Source organism: Actinopolymorpha pittospori (assembly GCF_014873875.1).
GTDB classification, from domain to species: Bacteria; Actinomycetota; Actinomycetes; order Propionibacteriales; family Actinopolymorphaceae; genus Actinopolymorpha; species Actinopolymorpha pittospori.
The window spans coordinates 10,105,859-10,122,969 of record NZ_JADBEM010000001.1 but is presented as its reverse complement, the minus strand read 5'-3'; the positions used below and the strand labels follow the sequence as shown (position 1 = coordinate 10,122,969).

At 70.0% G+C, this 17,111-nt stretch carries 16 protein-coding genes; 7 read left to right on the top strand and 9 right to left on the bottom strand.

Annotation, left to right across the window (positions count from 1 at the left end):
• Positions 1-23: 23 nt before the first annotated feature.
• On the bottom strand, positions 24-818 hold the full coding sequence (locus HEB94_RS46775) for a methyltransferase domain-containing protein (RefSeq protein ID WP_202896910.1): 795 nt from the start codon (positions 816-818) through the stop codon (positions 24-26).
• A 435-nt stretch (positions 819-1,253) separates the two neighbouring features.
• Here HEB94_RS46775 and HEB94_RS46770 point away from each other — a divergent pair, with 435 nt between their 5' ends.
• The 3 genes from HEB94_RS46770 to HEB94_RS46760 all read left to right on the top strand — a co-directional run bounded on the left by HEB94_RS46770 (position 1,254) and on the right by HEB94_RS46760 (position 3,797).
• Positions 1,254-1,856 (top strand): YrzE family protein, encoded by a 603-nt coding sequence (locus tag HEB94_RS46770; protein WP_192755804.1) that lies wholly within the window; start codon positions 1,254-1,256, stop codon positions 1,854-1,856.
• Between the two features lie 128 nt (positions 1,857-1,984).
• Complete coding sequence (locus tag HEB94_RS46765; RefSeq protein ID WP_192755803.1) at positions 1,985-3,025, top strand: phosphotransferase; 1,041 nt, start codon at positions 1,985-1,987, stop codon at positions 3,023-3,025.
• A gap of 118 nt (positions 3,026-3,143) precedes the next feature.
• The gene (locus HEB94_RS46760) at positions 3,144-3,797 is read left to right on the top strand and encodes a DUF1707 SHOCT-like domain-containing protein (protein ID WP_192755802.1); all 654 of its coding nucleotides are present in this window, start codon (positions 3,144-3,146) and stop codon (positions 3,795-3,797) included.
• A 71-nt stretch (positions 3,798-3,868) separates the two neighbouring features.
• Here HEB94_RS46760 and HEB94_RS53120 read toward each other — a convergent pair whose 3' ends face one another.
• The 3 genes from HEB94_RS53120 to HEB94_RS46745 form a co-directional block, all read right to left on the bottom strand.
• Entirely contained in the window at positions 3,869-4,270 is a 402-nt protein-coding gene (locus HEB94_RS53120) for a thiamine pyrophosphate-binding protein (protein WP_192755801.1), read from the bottom strand.
• A gap of 112 nt (positions 4,271-4,382) precedes the next feature.
• Positions 4,383-5,198 carry a class I SAM-dependent methyltransferase gene (locus HEB94_RS53115; protein ID WP_192755800.1) on the bottom strand — a complete coding sequence of 272 codons (816 nt, stop codon included), beginning with the start codon at positions 5,196-5,198 and terminating at the stop codon, positions 4,383-4,385.
• A gap of 3 nt (positions 5,199-5,201) precedes the next feature.
• Positions 5,202-5,639, bottom strand: coding sequence for an NUDIX hydrolase (locus HEB94_RS46745; RefSeq protein WP_202896909.1), 438 nt, complete (start codon positions 5,637-5,639; stop codon positions 5,202-5,204).
• 256 nt (positions 5,640-5,895) lie between these two features.
• Between HEB94_RS46745 and HEB94_RS46740 the strand changes: the two genes are divergently transcribed.
• On the top strand, positions 5,896-6,690 hold the full coding sequence (locus HEB94_RS46740; RefSeq protein ID WP_192755798.1) for a protein phosphatase 2C domain-containing protein: 795 nt from the start codon (positions 5,896-5,898) through the stop codon (positions 6,688-6,690).
• A 102-nt stretch (positions 6,691-6,792) separates the two neighbouring features.
• Here the strand turns inward: HEB94_RS46740 and HEB94_RS46735 are convergent, their stop codons facing one another.
• Positions 6,793-8,358: a DHA2 family efflux MFS transporter permease subunit gene (locus HEB94_RS46735; protein WP_192755797.1), complete on the bottom strand. Its 1,566-nt coding sequence runs from the start codon at positions 8,356-8,358 to the stop codon at positions 6,793-6,795.
• A 128-nt stretch (positions 8,359-8,486) separates the two neighbouring features.
• Between HEB94_RS46735 and HEB94_RS46730 the strand changes: the two genes are divergently transcribed.
• Positions 8,487-9,101: a TetR/AcrR family transcriptional regulator gene (locus HEB94_RS46730; protein WP_192755796.1), complete on the top strand. Its 615-nt coding sequence runs from the start codon at positions 8,487-8,489 to the stop codon at positions 9,099-9,101.
• 55 nt (positions 9,102-9,156) lie between these two features.
• Here the strand turns inward: HEB94_RS46730 and dnaN are convergent, their stop codons facing one another.
• Both dnaN and HEB94_RS46720 read right to left on the bottom strand, forming a co-directional pair.
• Entirely contained in the window at positions 9,157-10,278 is a 1,122-nt protein-coding gene (gene dnaN, locus HEB94_RS46725; RefSeq protein ID WP_192755795.1) for a DNA polymerase III subunit beta, read from the bottom strand.
• A 91-nt stretch (positions 10,279-10,369) separates the two neighbouring features.
• Complete coding sequence (locus HEB94_RS46720; protein WP_192755794.1) at positions 10,370-11,278, bottom strand: aldose 1-epimerase family protein; 909 nt, start codon at positions 11,276-11,278, stop codon at positions 10,370-10,372.
• A gap of 322 nt (positions 11,279-11,600) precedes the next feature.
• On the opposite strand from HEB94_RS46720, the gene HEB94_RS46715 reads away from it, so the two are divergent.
• The gene (locus HEB94_RS46715; protein WP_192755793.1) at positions 11,601-12,350 is read left to right on the top strand and encodes an SDR family oxidoreductase; all 750 of its coding nucleotides are present in this window, start codon (positions 11,601-11,603) and stop codon (positions 12,348-12,350) included.
• 220 nt (positions 12,351-12,570) lie between these two features.
• Here HEB94_RS46715 and secD read toward each other — a convergent pair whose 3' ends face one another.
• Complete coding sequence (secD, locus tag HEB94_RS46710) at positions 12,571-14,868, bottom strand: protein translocase subunit SecD (protein ID WP_192755792.1); 2,298 nt, start codon at positions 14,866-14,868, stop codon at positions 12,571-12,573.
• A 242-nt stretch (positions 14,869-15,110) separates the two neighbouring features.
• Positions 15,111-15,575, bottom strand: a complete 465-nt coding sequence (locus HEB94_RS46705; protein ID WP_192755791.1) for a hypothetical protein — start codon at positions 15,573-15,575, stop codon at positions 15,111-15,113.
• Positions 15,576-16,118: 543 nt separating this feature from the next.
• On the opposite strand from HEB94_RS46705, the gene HEB94_RS46700 reads away from it, so the two are divergent.
• Positions 16,119-17,036, top strand: a complete 918-nt coding sequence (locus HEB94_RS46700; RefSeq protein WP_192755790.1) for a 1,4-dihydroxy-2-naphthoyl-CoA synthase — start codon at positions 16,119-16,121, stop codon at positions 17,034-17,036.
• Positions 17,037-17,111: the final 75 nt, after the last annotated feature.

The window sequence follows — 17,111 nt, the reverse complement described above, 5'->3', positions numbered from 1 at the left end:
TCCCGTCAGCCGCTCGCTCACCCCTACGACGCCGCCTCGTGCGGGGCGGTGACCGCCTGCTTCGCCCTGGCCGTGACCAGATGGGTGGGCGCCCAGGGGCCGCTCCACCACACCCGCCAGCCGAGGTTGCGGCGCCCCGTCTCGGTCAGGCCGAGGGACCGCAGGCGGGCGAGGTAGTGCCGGGTGGACCCGAGGTCGGCGATGAGGATGCGGCCACCGGGTCGGAGAACGCGTACGGCCTCGTCGATCGCCGCCTCCCGGCCGGCGGCGTTCGGGATGTTGTGGATCGCGAGGCTGCTGACGATGTCGTCGAAGCTGTGGTCGTCGAAGGGCAGTCTCGTCATGTCGCCACTGTGCAGCGTCACCCGCCCGGCGACACCTTCCAACTCGGCGTTGGGGAGCGTCGTCTCGGCCGGGTTGCCGGTCTGGTCGGCCCGCCACAGGTCGACCCCGACCGCGCGTCCCCTGGGGAGCAGTTTCGCCGCGGCGAGCAGCACGGCACCGCGACCACAGCCCAGGTCGAGCAGGTCCTCGTCACCGCCTAGCCCGAGTCCGGTGAGGACGCGCGCCCACACCGTGAACTTGCCCACGCGGGTCGTGAAGACGTACGAGGCTGCCGAGAGCACCAGCCAGAGCGTGATCAGGCCGGTGATGACGGCGCCCATGACTCTGACCGCGGTGATGTTGAGAACGGAGAACGCCACCAGGGCGATGCAGAGCGCACCGAAGATCGTCACCTGCCAGGCCGCGGATACCAGCCGGAAGTCCCCATCGAAGCCGTAGGTGCCGCGGTGCCGGCGCAGGTCGACGTTGCTCACTGGTACCTCGGTGTCCAGGGGATCGTCCCACGGGTGGGGCGGGACCGGGTTCCCGGTGGATCCACCCTCGCCGACGGTGTGCGCTGCAGGATTGGACAAATGTTCTGCGCAGGCGGTGCGATCCTGCGCGGGTGCCCGCCTGACCAGTCACGCACTGCGGGAACGTGAGGGAGTTTTGTCGGTCGATAGTCGTGGCCGAATTCCATGGATTCCGTGGCTTTCGTGGATTTCATTGTTTTCGCGGCGGCCCTTTTGCCGGCCATTTCTCCGCTGCTGATGGCGAAATTCAATGTGTCGGACCGTACGGACTGTGGAGGTGGAATGAGGAAGCGGCGCATTTGCGGTCCGCCCTTGTTGGCGCCGCCTAGGATGATGAGTCGGTAGGAAGCGTCTCGACGAAATACCTTCACACGCGTCGGACTCCGCGGGGGAACCATGAGTGACAACACAAATCGTGAGCGCGCCAACGGCTTCACGTGGGGAGACCCGCGCGCGTTGATCGGCCTCCTGGTCATCTTGATGTTCGGCGGGTTCATCTGGTTCCTGTCGACGCAGGCGGCGTCCTGGGACCAGTACGTGAGCCTCTATGCCGGGGTTGTCGCGGTGGTCGGAGGAATGCTCGGCGCGGTGCTCGGATTCTCCCTCAACCAGGGCCGCATCCGGGACGCGAAAACCGAAATGAACCACGCCATCATCGAGCGCCAGGAAGTACAGGCCAAGATGGAAGGAATGTACGCCGTCCTGGCCGACGCGCGCGAAACGCTGGCGAAGGTCGAACTCGTCCTGCGGGAGGCCGGCGCGCTGCGTGACGCGCGGAAGAACGACGAGTCGAAGTACGTCGAGCGGCTCGGCTTCGAGTCCTCGGTGCTCGCCCAGGCGGTCAGCCCGTTCAAGGACGACCTTCCGTCCGAGGCGGAACTCGTCGACTCCACCCGCGTCCACGAGGTCGACCCCAGGTTCGACACCCTCGCCCTGAACGCTGACGAACTCCTCGACGAGGTCCGGGCCCGGCACCGCTACCTGCGACGCGCCGAGTAGGACGCGCGGGCGTTCCCCGGAGCCGACCAGTGGGTCTTCCGGGTCTCGACGAGGACGTGCGGCATACCCACCGTGGTTTGTGGCAGGATCGGCTGGCCGCGTCGCCGTCAGAACTCGTGGGGAGCCGGGTGGACTACAGGCCGATCGAGCGCGCGCCCGGAGCGTTCCAGCAGCCCGTCACCGCGGAGCAGATCCGCGCCATGTGCCGGCGGGCGTTCGGGAAGCACGTCCACGTCCGCGGTGCCGTCGAACTCGGCCTCGGAAGCTACAACAGTACTTTCCGAGTCGACCTCGACAACCTGCGCGACCTCAGCGACAACCCCGGCGCGACCGAGGTGGGCGGGACGCGGCCGGTCATCCTGCGCGTCGCGCCGGAGCAGGCCCGGCGGTACCGGTCCGAGCGGGAGCTCATGCGCAACGAGCACGCGAGCCTGCCGTTCCTGGCCCCGATCGCGGCCCTGCTGCCGCGCACCCTCGCGGTCGGCTTCACCCACGAGATCCTCGGGCGGGACTACATGTTCCAGACGATGCTCGGCGGCGTACCCGCGCCGCAGGGCCTGGCCGCCTATCCCCGGCCGCGGTGGGCGTCGTTCTTCGCCCAGCTGGGCGCGATCACGCGCGACATCCACGCCGTCGGAGGTGAACGCTTCGGGCGGGTGGCGGGCCCGACGTTCGCCACCTGGACCGAGGCGGTGCTCGCCTCGCTGTCCGACACGGCCGCCGACCTGGAGGAGGCCGGCCTGGACGCGGCGGACCTACGTCAGGTCGCGGCGGTCGCCGAACGACACAGCGAGGTCCTCGAGGAGGTCAAGGAGCCCCGAATGCTGCACGGCGACCTGTGGACCGTCAACGTGATGGTCGAGCCCGGGGCCGCGGAGCCCACCATCTGCGGCGTGTTCGACTGCGACCGGACCTCGTGGGGAGACCCCGAGGCCGACTGGACGATCCGCATGGCCGGGCGGCGTCCGGGCACCGAGCGAGACGCGTTCTGGACGACGTACGGTCCACTCGCCACCACGCCCGAGGCGGCGCTGCGCAGACAGATCTACCGTGCCCGCCACGTCGGCGCCATCCGGCTGGAGCGGTACCGACTGGGCGGGACACGGAACCTGCCCGAGACCTACGACGAGATGCGCGACGTGCTCGGGTGCCTCCACGCGGCGTCCTGAGGGACCCCTGGCCGCTCCGGGCCGCGTGCGTGAGCCGCGCTGTGGGAGTGGCCGCGGTTGGTAAAGCAATGGATTGGGCTGGGCGAAGGATGTCGGATGTAGGGATATCGTTTCCGCCATGACGAACCTGCCCGAGCCGACTCGGCCGACGGCTCAGTCGCATCTGCGGGCCTCCGACACCGACCGTGAGCGCGTCGTCAAGGTGCTCGCGGAGGCACTGACGGACGGACGGCTGACCGTCGATGAGCACGCCGAGCGGCTGGACGCCGTCTACGGCGCGAAGACGATGGGCGAGCTGGAGCCGATCACCTACGACCTGGCGGTCTCACCGCAGGGGCATCCGCAGCAGCCGCAACACCCGCAGCAGAGCCACGCCGGCAACGGGCCGGTGGTCGATCCGACCGGTGCCAACAGCAACGTCGACCAGATGGTCGCGATCTTCGGTGGGGTAGAGCGCAAGGGGCGCTGGCGCGTACGCCGGAAGAGCCGGGCCATCACCATCTTCGGCGGCGCCGAGCTCGACATGACCGAGGCGACCTTCGACGCGCCGCTGGTCGAGATCGAGGTCTTCGCGATGTTGGGGGGCATCGACGTCACCGTTCCTGAGGGTGTTGTGGTCCGCAACGAGTGCGGCAGCATCCTCGGCGGCGTCAGCGCGTCGGGCGGGGACACCACGCCGCCTCCGGGCGCGCCGGTGGTCGTGTTGAAGGGGCTGACCATCCTCGGCGGCGTCGACGTCCACCCGCCGAAGCGACGCAGGAAGTGGCACTGACGCACCGCCGCTGATCCACCGGCTCGCGACCGGTCGCCGCCGACGTCCGGGCTCCGGGCGTCGTGGGTTCCTCAGGACACGGGCGCATGGTGGTAGTCCTCGGCGGTGAACGCCTTCCCCGGTTCGACGAGTGACTCGGGTGCGTCCAGTCTCTGGGTGAAAGCCTCGACGAAGGCCAGGCGGTCGGGCTCACGGGTCGCGGTGTCGAGGGCGGCCGCGACGGTGTTGAGGGCGCTCAACTCGCCCACGCTGAACGTGGTGACCAGCGCGGCGATCCCGTTCAGCCGGCTGTAGCCGTCGGCGGCGTGAGCGGCGTTGAGCTCGTTGCAGTTGCCGACCCACTCGATGCCGTCCATCGCCTCGATCTGGTCCAGAAACTCCAGTTGGTAGTCGCCCGGGACCCCGAGGACGTGGCGGATACCGACCTCCCGCAGACGGGACAGCAGATAGTCACCAACCCTACACACGGCCATGCGCCCAACTCCTCCTCGACCATCGGAATGCTCTCCACGCTGGTCGGGGAGGTCGGTGTCGGAGAGGGCCGGACGTCCGTGGGCAGCAGGGTCGATGGTCTCGGCTTGGCGCCTAGGACACGCCCTCGGGGTCGAGTCGTCGGGCCAGGCAGGAGTAGACCCGCTGGATGATCTCCACGCGGTCGACGTCGAGGTCGCCCAGCGCCGTGCGCACCTTGCGACCGAGTGCTTCGCGTTCGACGTCCTCCCGGCCGGCCATCTGACCGTAGGACGACAGGAACGCGACGTAGGCGTCGACGTCGAGGGTGTAGGTGTCGGTGGACCAGGAGCGTCGGGGCTCCGCGAAGGCGCCGGAGGCGAGGAGTTCGTCCCGGCCGGCCTCGGTGATCTCGGTGAGGTAGTCGGTGAAGGTCGCCGGGTCGTGGGCGAAGCTCGGCTCCTCGACGAACACCCGCGCGTTGAGCTCGCGTTGCAGGTCGTCCCGCAGGATCGGATAGGTCCAGATGAGCGCCAGATGCCCGCCGGGCTGGAGGAGCCGAGCGGCCTTCTCATACGACACGGCCGGATCGACCCAGTGGAACGCGTTGGCCGACCAGATGGCGGCGAACGGGCCCTCCTCGCCGGCGTACTCCTCGAAGAACTCCCCGCGTACGACGAAGCCGCTGCCCTCGTCGAGGTGGCGGACCAGCCGTGCCCTCAGCGAGTCGCCGGGTTCCAGCGCCACCACCTCGAGCCCGCTCGCACGCAGGGCCCTGGTCAGCTGTCCGGTCGCCGCCCCGATCTCCAGCACCTTCGCGCCCTCGGACAGGCCGATGTCAGCGCTGAGCCGCTCGACCAGCGAGACCGGCAGGTCGGGCCGTCCCGCGTCGTAGGCATCGACCACCCGGTCGAAGTTCAACCGGCCGCCTCGCTGGGTGTTGGCCTTCATGTGTCAAGCCGTCCTTGCGATCTTCCTGACGGGTCGCGTCTGGGCGGCCCACCAGGTGTCGATCGAACGCCGGTAGCCGTCCGGCGTCCGCAGGAAGCACACGTCGTCCATGGCGAAGAGGCCGATCTGCTTGTGTTCCTCGCTGAGTACCGGGGGGTCGAGGCTGATGACCTCACACCCGTAGGTGAGGACGAGGACGTCCGCACCCGCGAAGATGTGGTATTGCCAGACGTCCAGCAGCGGACCGACCCGCACGTCCCATCCGCTCTCTTCGGCGACCTCACGCGCAAGGCAGGCTTGCGGGTCCTCGCCGCGCTCGAGCTTGCCGCCGGGGAGCTCCCACTCGTCGCGCTCGTTGCGCAGGAGCAGGACGCGATGACCCTGGACGCAGACGCCCTTGACGGACACGAGATGGCGGTAGGACGGTGCGGACTGGGCCATGCGCGGTTCCTTCCATGCCATGTGCAAGCGCTGTCCAGCATGCCAGCCCCCTAGCGGTTGGTGGGCATTCGCGCGACCCAAATGCCGGTTCTGGCCGCGAGGACGCCGCGGCCGATGGCGGACGCTGATGGCGGAGGGTGTTGGCCGATGGTGAGGGCGGATTGTGAGGGCGGATGATGAGGGCGGATGACCGGCCGATGGGTCGGATGACCGACACCGAACGCTCCGGACGCGGGGCTGGAAGGGTGGACCGACCGTGCGCGTGACGTTCGCGACCGAACCAGGCAGCTCGACGATCGACAACGAGGACTTCGTCTCGGCCACCGCTGACCTCGCGGTCGTCCTGGACGGCGTGACGCCGATGAACCGCGACGACACAGGGTGTCGCCACGGTGTCGCGTGGTACGCCCGGACCCTGGGCGCCGACCTGGTCCGCCTCGCCGGTCAGGACGCCGTCTCCCTCGCCGACTGCCTGGCCGAGGCGATCGTCCGGACGCGTGACGCACACGCCGGGACCTGCGACCTCGCCCACCCCGACAGCCCCGCGGCGACCGTCGCCGCCGCCCGCGTGCGCGGGAACAGGCTCGACTACCTGGTTCTGGCGGACTCCGCCGTGGTCCTGGACATCGGCGACGAGGTCCAGGTGGTCATCGACCATCGCGCCGGTCAGGTCGGTCGCCGGCTCAGCGCCAACGGCGCCCGGCCCACCGCCGCGCAGGTGCGCTCCCACCGCAACCGACCGGATGGTTACTGGGTGGCTGCCGAGCGGCCGGACTCGGCGTACGAAGCGATCGTCGGCGCGGTCGAGACCACCGGACTGCGCCGGCTGATGGTCGCGTCGGACGGGGCGACCCGACTCGTCGACACCTTCGGCACCGTCGACTGGCGGGGCGCCCTGGACGCCCTGCAGGACTCCGGTCCGCGGGCCTGGATCGAGGCGACCAGGGCGGCCGAGCGCGCGGACGCCGAGGCCGACGCTTCGACCCGACGGGTCCGCGGCAAGGTCCACGACGACGCGTCGGTCGTCTTCTTCGGCTTCTCCTCGTCCTGAGCCCGTCCTGAGCCGATCCTGCGAGGGGGATGCGGAGGCGCAGCGTTCGCGGCGCCTCCGCATCTCCACTGCGGTAGGACACGACGAGGTCGTGTCCTGCGACTAGCTCCGGCCCACCGGCTGCAGCGCTTCGCCTTCCGGGCCGGCCGGGCCCGCGGGTCCGGCCGACTCCATGCCGCCCCGCAGCGGGACCGCCTTGATCAGCCAGCCGAGCAGGAACGCGGCGAAGGCGAACGGCGCGGCCCAGACGAACACCGTGTGCATGCCGCTCGCGATGGCCTGGAAGACGGGTTCCTTCATCGCGTCGGGCATGGCGTTCATCGTCGCCGGGTCGATGTGGGCGCTACCACCGCTCACCAGCTTGTCCGCACCTGGCACGCCGGCCAGGGAGTCGGCCAGCCGGTTGGCGAAGATGGCGCCGAACAGCGAGACGCCGAAGGATCCGCCGATCGACCGGAAGAACGTCGAGGTGCTGCTGGCGACGCCCATGTCCTTGAGCTCGACGCTGTTCTGGGCGATGAGCAGGGTGACCTGCATCAGCAGACCCATACCGACGCCGAGGACGACCATGTAGACCGACAGGGCGAACTTCCCGGTGTGCACGTCGAGCAGGGACAGCAGGAACATCCCGACGGTCATCACCGCCCCGCCGATGATCGGGAAGGTCCGGTAGTGACCGGTGCGGGTGATCACGGTGCCGACCACCAGCGAGATGACCAGGGACGCCGCCATCATCGGCAACAGGAGCAGACCGCTGTTGGTGGCGGAGGCGCCCTGGACCGTCTGCTGGAACAGCGGCAGGAAGGTCACTGCGCCGAACATCGCGAACCCCACCAGGAAGCCCATCAGGGTCGACGCGGCGAAGTTGCGGTCCCGGAACAACCGCAGCGGCAACACCGGCTCGACCGCGTGGCGCTCGGCGAGGACGAAGCCGATCACCGCCGCCACGCCGAGCACGCCCAGCCCGATGATCTGCGCCGAGGCCCAGGCGTACTCCGTCCCACCCCAGGTGGTGACCAGGACGAGGGACGTCGCGGCGACGGTCAACAGCCCGGCGCCGAGGTAGTCGATCTTGTGGCTGATCTTGTGCCGGGGCAGGTGCAGCGTGCTGGCGACGAGGGCGAGCGCGACCACGCCGAGGGGCAGGTTGATGTAGAAGGCCCACCGCCAGGACAGGTGGTCGGTCAGGAACCCGCCGAGCAGCGGACCGGCGATCGTCGCGCCGGCCATGACGGCGGCCATGTAGCCCTGGTAGCGACCGCGTTCACGCGGCGGGATGAGGTCACCGATGATCGCCATCACGCCGACGATCAGGCCACCGGCGCCGAGGCCCTGCAGCGCGCGGAAACCGATCAGCTGGGCCATGCTCTGGGACAGCCCGGACAGTGCCGAGCCGACCAGGAAGAGCACGATGGCGCCGAGGAACAACCGCTTGCGGCCGTAGAGATCGCCGAGTTTGCCGTACAGCGGAGTGGAGACAGTCGACGTCAGGACGTACGCCGTCACCACCCAGGAGAGATGGTCGAGGCCGCCGAGCTCTCCGACGATGCGGGGCATCGCGGTCCCGACGATCAACTGGTCGAGCATCGCGAGCAGCATCGCGAGAAGGAGTCCTGGCAACACGACCAGGACCTCTCGGCGCGCCGGGGGCGACACGGTGGTGGACACGGAGATCTCCCGTGGCTCGGGGCCTGGCTTGCTTGCCGGCCGGCTAGTAACCTACTTACCGTAAAGTAAGGACGGCACTAACCGGCCGTCAAGTAAATTCCTCGTCAAGCCCTCCTGGGAGGACACGTATGGCGGATCTCGCGAGTGAGTCGGCCGGCTCGTCAGACGCGGGCGGTCATCCGCGCGCGGCGCGCTCCGACACCCGCGCGCGGATCCAGGAGGTGGCCCTCGACCTGTTCGCCGAACAGGGATACGACACGACCTCCCTCCGGGAGATCGCCGATCGACTCGGCGTGACCAAGGCGGCGCTCTACTACCACTTCAAGTCCAAGGAGGAGATCGTCGCCTCGACGGTGGACGACTTCCTCAGCGATATCGACGAGTTGGTGGCCTGGGCGAGCCAACAGCCCCGCACCGCCGAGACCAGGCAGGAAGTGGTCCGGCACTACAACGGCATCGTGGCCCGGCGCTTCCCCTCGATGCGCTTCTTCCAGCAGAACCCCGCCGGCATGCACAAGTCCGGCCTCGGCGAACGCTTCCAGCAGCGGATGCGGTCGCTGCACGGGGTGCTGTGCGAGGAGGACGCCACCCCCGAACGCCGGATCAAGACGCTCCTCGCCATCGTCAGCATGCACGTCGGCGGAGCGACCCTGCTCAACGAGGACGAGACGCTGACCCCGGAGGCTGCCCAGCAGTCGGCCCTGAACGTCGCGCTCGACCTGATCGACCTCGACGGCGCCTGAGCCGGGCGCCTCCTCAGGTGGCGCTCCGACGTCCAGGCCCGCGCGGACCCTTCGCTCAGTTCGGCAGTCGGCGTGGCATCGCGACGTAGAGAACGTCGGGACGCGGCTCGCCGTCGATCTCCTCGCACCCGGTGAGCAGGGCGGCCCGGATGCCCTCGCTGAACGACAGCCGGGCGAACGTCGTGTCGAGCCCGTCCAGCCCGTCGAGAAGATAGCCGGCGTTGAACGCGACCGTGGCGCCGCCGCCCTCGAGCCGGCACGGCACTCGTTCCCGGCCACGGGTGTCGACGTCTCCGGCCGCACCCACGACCGCCTCGTCGGCCTCGATGGTCAGCATCACCGCCGCGTAGCGGTCGGCGACGATGCAGACCCGGCGCACCGCGGCGCGGAGGTCCTCCACGGCGAAGGTGACCGTCCCGACGAAGGCCTTCGGCACCTTGCTCCGCAGCGCGGGATAGGTGTCGTCGAGCAGCCGCAGAGTGGTCAGGCGCTCGTCGCTGCCCAGGCTGAGCAGCGAGTCGCCGCCCACGCCGACGGTGAGTGGCTGGGCGGCGCCGAGCCCCTTCACAGTGTCGGCGAGCAGCCGGGCGGGCACGACCGCGCGGACGGGGAGGCCGGCACCGGTGGCCTTCCACGGCAGCTGGTGGATCGCGACCCGGAACCGGTCGGACGACGTCAACGTCACCGACTCCTCGCCGAACTCGAGCAGGGTGCCGGACAGGACGGGTACGACGTCACCCCGGATCGCGATCCGTGACATCTGGGTGACCGCCTTGCCGAACGCCGCGCCGTCGAGAACACCGATCGGATCCGGCGGCGACGGCAACTCGGGGTAGTCGGCCAGCGGCAACGTGGGCAGCGTGAACTCGCTCGTCCCGGCCGAGATCTCCACGACTCCCGCCCGGCTGTGGACGCTGACCGGCCCCGTCGGCAGTGCCTGCACGATCTCCGCGAACACCCGGCCCGGCACCAACAGCTCGCCCGGCTCGTCGACCTCCGCCTCCAGCCGGACCGTGGAGCTGGCCTCGTAGTCGTAGCCGGTCAGGCGTACGGCGTCGTCGGCGGCGGAGATCCGCAGCCCGCTGAGCGCGGGAATCGGGGCGGTGTTGCCGGCTGCGTGCCGGGCGGCGAAGCCGGCCGCCCGGCCCAGCAGGGTGGTGTCGCTGACGAATCTCATCCGGTCCCCTCCATGTCGCGGGCGCCAAGCCTAAGTCGCCGCACCGACATGTGGAGGGCAGAATGCCGACTCCGCCGGCGGAGCCAAGCGGTCAGATCGCGGCGTAGGCCCAGCTGGCCTCGTGCCGCTCACCCGGAGCCAACACGATCAGGTCGGTGCCGGAGTTGAAGGCGTCGGGCGGGCAGGTCATGGGTTCGACGGCGAGGCCGATCCGGCTGTGCGCGGGCTCGGGGCGGTCGGCCGTGTGCACCTGCACCCAGGGACAGCCGGCGTCCCACCGCATCTCGACACCACGTCCCTCGGCGGTGCGCACGCGCGCACGAACCGTTCCGTCTGCCTCCGGCGCTAGGCCGGTGAAGGCGTGGTCGAGGAACGTCGTGTCGATCCGGCGCGCCGTACGGAAGTCGAACTCGGTCTCGGCCACGTCGGCGAGCCCGCGCGGCAACAGCCGGTCAGGAGTGACCTGGAGGTACTGGCTCGCCGGGAGCTCTAGCGACCAGTCGTCGACCCGGCCCGAGCCGGCCACGAGGTAGGGGTGTGGCGCGCAGCCGTAGGGCGCGTCGGTGTCGCTGCCGTTGACCGCGGCGATCGTGCAGCGCAGGCCGTCGGCGCTGAGCTCGTACGACGCGGTCAGCTCCAGCAGGAAGGGGTAGCCCACCTGCGGGAACAACCGGTACCCGAGGACGACGCGGCTGTCGTCCCGCTCGACGAGGGACCAGCTCGACCAGGCGACCAGGCCGTGCAGTGCGTTGTGGCGGTCGGGTTCACTCAGGGCGAGCTGGTGGGAGCGCCCGCCGAAGTCATAGGAGCCGTCGCCGATCCGGTTGGGCCAGGGCGCGAGAACAGCACCCCGGAAGGCTGGACGCATCTCCTCCGCGCCGAACCCCACCACCAGCTCTCGCCCGGAGTGGCGCAGCTCGCGCAGGGTCGCCCCGACCTCGGTGACCGTCGCCGTGTAGTCCGCTGCCGCGAGGGTGTGCTGTTCGCCGCTTGCGCGCACCTGGTCCGTCCTCTCTGCCTGGATGTCCGCCTGGAACTTCTGCGTGGAAGCCTGCCTGTCCTAGCAGATCATGCTCGCCTCACCGATCGGGGGAAACGCGGCCCGACCATCCGGCTCCGGAGCCGACGCGTGGCTGGACACCACATGGCCACGACACTGCCGCTGCGTGGAATCGGTGTGGACTCGATATGGAATCGCAGCGGAATCGGCGTACGGACGCGGTTTCTGGACGCGGGCGTGGCGGCCACGGATGGGTAGGTTGGTCCCTGAAGGCCGTCGACCACTCCACCTCCTTGTGGGTGGTGCCGAAGGGGGATGACGCATGACGGAGCTCGCAGGGAAGACCGCGATCGTCACGGGCGGGTCGCGGGGGATCGGACGAGCGATCGTGGAACGCCTGACGGCGGACGGCGCGCACGTGGTGTTTACGTTCCGCCGCGAGGAGAGTGCCGCCGCCGAGCTCGCCGCGAAGATCGAGGCGTCCGGCGCCACGGCCCACGCGGTCCGGATGGACCTCGGCAACGTCGCCGACGTACGCCAGGTCTTCGAGGAGGCCGAGCGGCTGCTCGGCGAGCTGGACATCCTGGTCAACAACGCCGCCACCAACGTCGTGAGCGAGCGGACCAGCCTGGCCGAGGTCACCGAGGACGACTACGACGCGATGATGAACGCCAACGCCAAGGGCACCTTCATCGCCCTGCAGGAGGCGGCCAGACGCCTGCGCGACGGGGGCCGGATCATCACCGTCTCCACCCTCAACACCGTCCTCCCCGCACCGAACAACGGGCTCTACCAGGCCAGCAAGGCAGCGGTGGAACTGCTGACCCGCACCGCCGCCAAGGAACTCGGTGGCCGCGGCATCACCGCCAACATCGTCTCGCCGGGCGCCACCGACACCGAACTCCTGCGCGCGGTCAACCCGCCCGAGCGGCTGGCGATGATTCCGCAGATGACACCGCTCGGCCGACTCGGAACGCCCGGCGACATCGCGGCCGTGGTGGCGTTCCTCGCCGGGCCCGACGGTGGCTGGATCACCGGGCACAACATTCAAGCCACTGGCGGCCTCCCCTAACGGTTCGCGACGTCCCGCATCCACGCTGGCGGCGTTGTCGTCGGCGCCAATAGGACACCGCTATCGGCTTCTCCTCCGCCTTGCCATCGCGGTGCGGATACGCCGCTCCACGGCAGGCCCCGCATCCACGCTGGCGGCGTTGTCGTCGGGCAAACAAGAGACCAGTCGCTCCCGGGCGGGTCGCTGCCGGCAGCCGACAGCGACCCGCACCAGGAACGTCCTAGACGACCGCGCCGGAGCCCGCGCGCTGGGCGCGCTTGCGGGCGGCCGACTGCGGCGCCTTCGTCCGCGAGCGCGGCGGCCCGGACTTGCTCTTCGCCTGGAGTTCGATCGCGATCGGCGTCGCCGTGAACGTCGAGGAGTAGGTCCCGATGAACAACCCGGCGAGGAGCGCGATGGCGAAGTCGGTCAGCGAGTCGCCGCCGAGGAACGCCAGAGCCGCCAGGATGAACATCGCGCCGAGCCCGGTGTTGATCGTTCTCGGCACCGTCTGCAGCGCCGCGGTGTTGGCGCTCTGCCGGAACGGCGTCTTCGGATTGGCCGCCCACAGCTCCCGCACCCGGTCGAACACCACCACCGTGTCGTTCACCGACAGGCCGATGATGGTGAGCGCGGCGGCGAGATAGACGCCGTCGATCGGTTTGCCCAGCCAGGCGAACAGACCGGTGACGATGACGATGTCGTGGAACATCGCGAGGACGGCGCCGACCCCGAACGTCCATCTGAACCGGATCGCGAGATAGAGCATCTGCGCGAGCAGGGCCACCCCCAAGGCGATCAGCGCCTTGGTGCGTAGCTCGTTGCCGAGGCTCGGCCCGATCAGTTCGTCGCGTTCCTTGGTGACGTCCCCGCCCACCTTGGCCAGCGCCTGCTCGACCTCGAAGGCCTCGTCGTTGGTCAGCTCACTGGTTCGTACCGAGATGTTGTCCTCGCCGGAGCGCTGCACGACCGCGCGTGGGAAGCCCGCGTCGGCGACGGCCTCCCGAGCGGCGTCGACGTCGACCGCACGGCTCATGGAGTACTCGATGAGGCGCCCACCGGTGAACTCCACACCCCAGTTGAGCCCGCGGGTGAAGATGCCGGTCAACGCCACGACAACCAGCAGCCCGGCGATACCCAGCCAGAGCCGGCCACGCTTCATCAGGTCGGGGTTACGCTCGGTCAGCCAGGTGCGCACCCGGCCGATCGAACCGATCCCACTGATGCCGGGACGGTTGCGGACGAAGGTCCGGCGGACGGCCCATTCGGTGAACAACCGCGCCACGATCAGTGCCGTCACCATGGAGGCGAGCACACCGATCGACAGCGTGACACCGAAGCCACGGACCGGCCCGGAGGCGAGGAAGAACAACAACCCGGCCGCGAGCAGGGTCGTGACGTTGGAGTCGATGATCGCCGACCACGCACCCGAGTAGCCGCGCGACAGTGCTGAGGACAGGCCCTTCTTGGGCGCCGCGGCGTACTCCTCCCGCGCTCGTTCGAAGACGAGCACGTTGGCGTCGATGGCCATGCCGATCGCGAGGACGAACCCGGCGAGTCCCGGCAACGTCAGCGTCGCGCCGAGGGCGACGAGGAGGGCGTACGACAGGAGGGCGTACAACGCCAGTGCGACCGTCGCGAGCAGGCCCATCAGGCGGTAGACGACGATGATGAACAGGCCGGTGAGCGCCAGACCGATCGCCGCGGCCTTCCAACTGGCGTCGATCGCGTCCGCTCCGAGCGTCGGGCCGACGGTGCGCTGCTCGATGATCTCGACGGGTACCGGCAGCGCGCCACCCTTGACCAGGACGGCGAGTTCCTGAGCCGACTCCTGGGTGAAGTTGCCGGTGATCTGGGTGTTGTTACCGGGGATGCCGACGTTGCAGGGGACGCTCGGGTCGACCTGGGGAGAGGAGATCACCCGGTCGTCGAGGACGATCGCGATCCGGCGGGTCGGGTCGTTGGGAGCCGCGCACGCGGCCTTGGCGGTGAGGTCCTTCCAGGCGCCACCGCCGGAGCCGTTGAAGTCGACCGTGACGAACCAGCCGAGGCCCTGCTGCGGGTCGGTTCCGCCGGCCGCGTCGCTGACGCCCTCGCCGGTCAGTGCCGCCGGGCCCAGCCGCAACGGCTGGCCGCCCTCGTCGGGAACGATGCGTTCGCCCTGTTTCGGCTTCTCGTTCGGCTGGGCGATGCCGGTGACGGGGTGGAAGGTCAGCTGGGCGGTCTTGCCGATCACCTCCTCGGCTTCTCTGGGGTCCTGGACGCCGGGGAGTTCGACGATGATGCGTCGTTCGCCGGACCTGGTGAGGATGGGCTCGGAGACGCCGAGCGCGTCGACCCGGCGGTTCAGGACCTGGAGGGCGCGGTCGGTGGACTCGGCGTTGGCCTTGGCGGTGGGACTGTCCCGGGTCTCCAGGACGATCTGGGTGCCACCGCGCAGGTCGAGACCCAGACGGGCGGGCGTACTGATCGCGAAGTACAGCGCGGTGGCGAGGATGCCGAACGTGAGGATGGCGCGGACAAGGGGTGCTCGGGACACGATGGCTCCGGCGTGTTCGGAACGGGCATGGGCGCGTGCGCCTGAACCCGCGGACGCCGCCGTCGCGCTGGCACCGGCGGGGGCCGGGCGCGGCGGGGGACGGGCGCTGAGAACGGTGACCGTGACCGTGGTCGTGATCCGCTCAGGACCAGCGGCGATCAGCTGAGGACCAGCCGAGGACTGGCTGGGGACGGTGACGACCGGGCAGTGATGCCCTGGTGAGGTGACCGCGGCGGCGCGGGTCAGGCGGTCCGCGGTGCCGGGGGTGCGCGGACGCCGGTGCCGCCGAGGAACGCCGCGGCCGGGTGGGCGCGGTCGGGACTTCGAGGCGTCGAGGCGGCGGGGAGGTTCGGGTCCCATCCGTGCGGGCCGACCGCACCGGCGGCCGGGGCGGGCCCGGTGCCGAGCTTGCGGTGGGAGTGCTGGGGTGTTGCCGCCCTGGCGAGGTCACCCCGGTGGCCGGTCGTGTGTCCGGGCGCCGGGGCGGTGTAGGCGTGCCCGCGGGAGGAGGTCTTGCGTGGCGTGGCCGGACCCGCGGTCGTCGTACCGGCTGACTGTGCGCCGGTGAGGACGGCGGTGCGGTGGGCGCCGGACAGCAGCGGCACCGACCCGCCCGGGTAGCCCGCGCAGACCAGGACCGTCAGGAACAGTCCGACCAGCGCCGCCGAGGGTCGCCGAATCCCGCCGGGTAGTGCGCGGGAGCTCACCACGGCGGGTCCCTCCTCCGTTCGGCGGTGCTTGGCGCTGGCGGGGAACCAGAGCCTCGGGTGCCGGCTGGCAGTCGCGGGCGGGGACAGGGCGACGTCATGGATCGGGCGACGAACCGACACGGACCGAGGAAACGGTCCTACGGTCTGCCCGGACGATCTTTCGAAGCGTCCGGGCGGAACGGAACGCTCGGGTGGTCGTAACGGAACGTCGCGCGAGGTCGACAGTCTAGGCCCTGTCCGCCCCGGCCCCGGCCGGTTCGCATGCTTCTCTCCTCGCCCAGCGTCCAGTGACCATGCCGTTTTCGGCCGCGTATGTGACCGTTCGTGATCACGGGAAGCCGTGTGTCGGGACGGTGGGGCCGGTCCAGCGTGATCGCGGGCGGCTGGCGGCGGGGTTGCGGGCTGGCTCGTGCGTGGGCAGGGACGGGCGGGTGGCACGATCGTGGGAGCCGCCGCGGTGGCGCAGGGGCGCCGGTGAGGGAGGCGCGGCGGGGTCCGGCGGGAGAACCCCGGCCGGTGGACGGGAAAGGTGACGCGCAGATGGAGACCCACGGCGACGAGGTTTCGGAGCTGTTCGACCCGGCGGCGTGGAAGCCGGTCGACGGCTTCGATTTCACCGACCTCACCTACCACCGCGCGGTCGACCAGGGCACCGTCCGGATCGCGTTCAACCGGCCGGAGGTTCGCAACGCCTTCCGTCCGCACACCGTCGACGAGCTCTACCGCGCGCTCGACCACGCCCGAACGACCTCCGACGTCGGCTGCGTCATCCTCACCGGCAACGGTCCCTCCGCCCGGGACGGCGGGTGGGCGTTCTGTTCGGGTGGCGACCAGCGGATCCGCGGTCGGGCGGGCTACCAGTACGCCGAGGGGGAGACCGCGCAGAGCGTCGACCCGGCGAAGCTGGGCCGGCTGCACATCCTCGAGGTGCAGCGGCTGATCCGGTTCATGCCGAAGATCGTGATGTGCGTCGTACCCGGCTGGGCGGCCGGCGGTGGGCACAGCCTGCACGTCGTCGCCGACCTCACCCTGGCCAGCCGCGAGCACGCGCGCTTCAAGCAGACCGACGCCGACGTCGCGAGCTTCGACGGCGGGTTCGGGTCGGCGTATCTCGCCCGCCAGGTCGGGCAGAAGTTCGCCCGCGAGATCTTCTTCCTGGGGCGCGCCTACGACGCGGAGGAGGCGCACCGGATGGGGATGGTGAACGCCGTCGTACCCCATGCCGAGCTGGAGCGGGTCGCCCTGGAGTGGGCGCAGGAGATCAACCGGAAGAGCCCGACCGCGCTACGGATGTTGAAGTATGCCTTCAACGCCATTGACGACGGTCTGGTCGGTCAGCAACTCTTCGCGGGGGAAGCCACCCGGCTGGCCTATATGACCGATGAGGCCGCGGAAGGGCGGGACGCGTTCCTGGAGAAGCGTGCGCCGGACTGGTCGCCCTTTCCCTTCTACTACTGAGTTTCGCTCGGTCCGCGACGTCCTCTCCCTCGTCGCGGATCGCTCGCTCGTGGCCCTCGTGTCGCCGAATCGTGT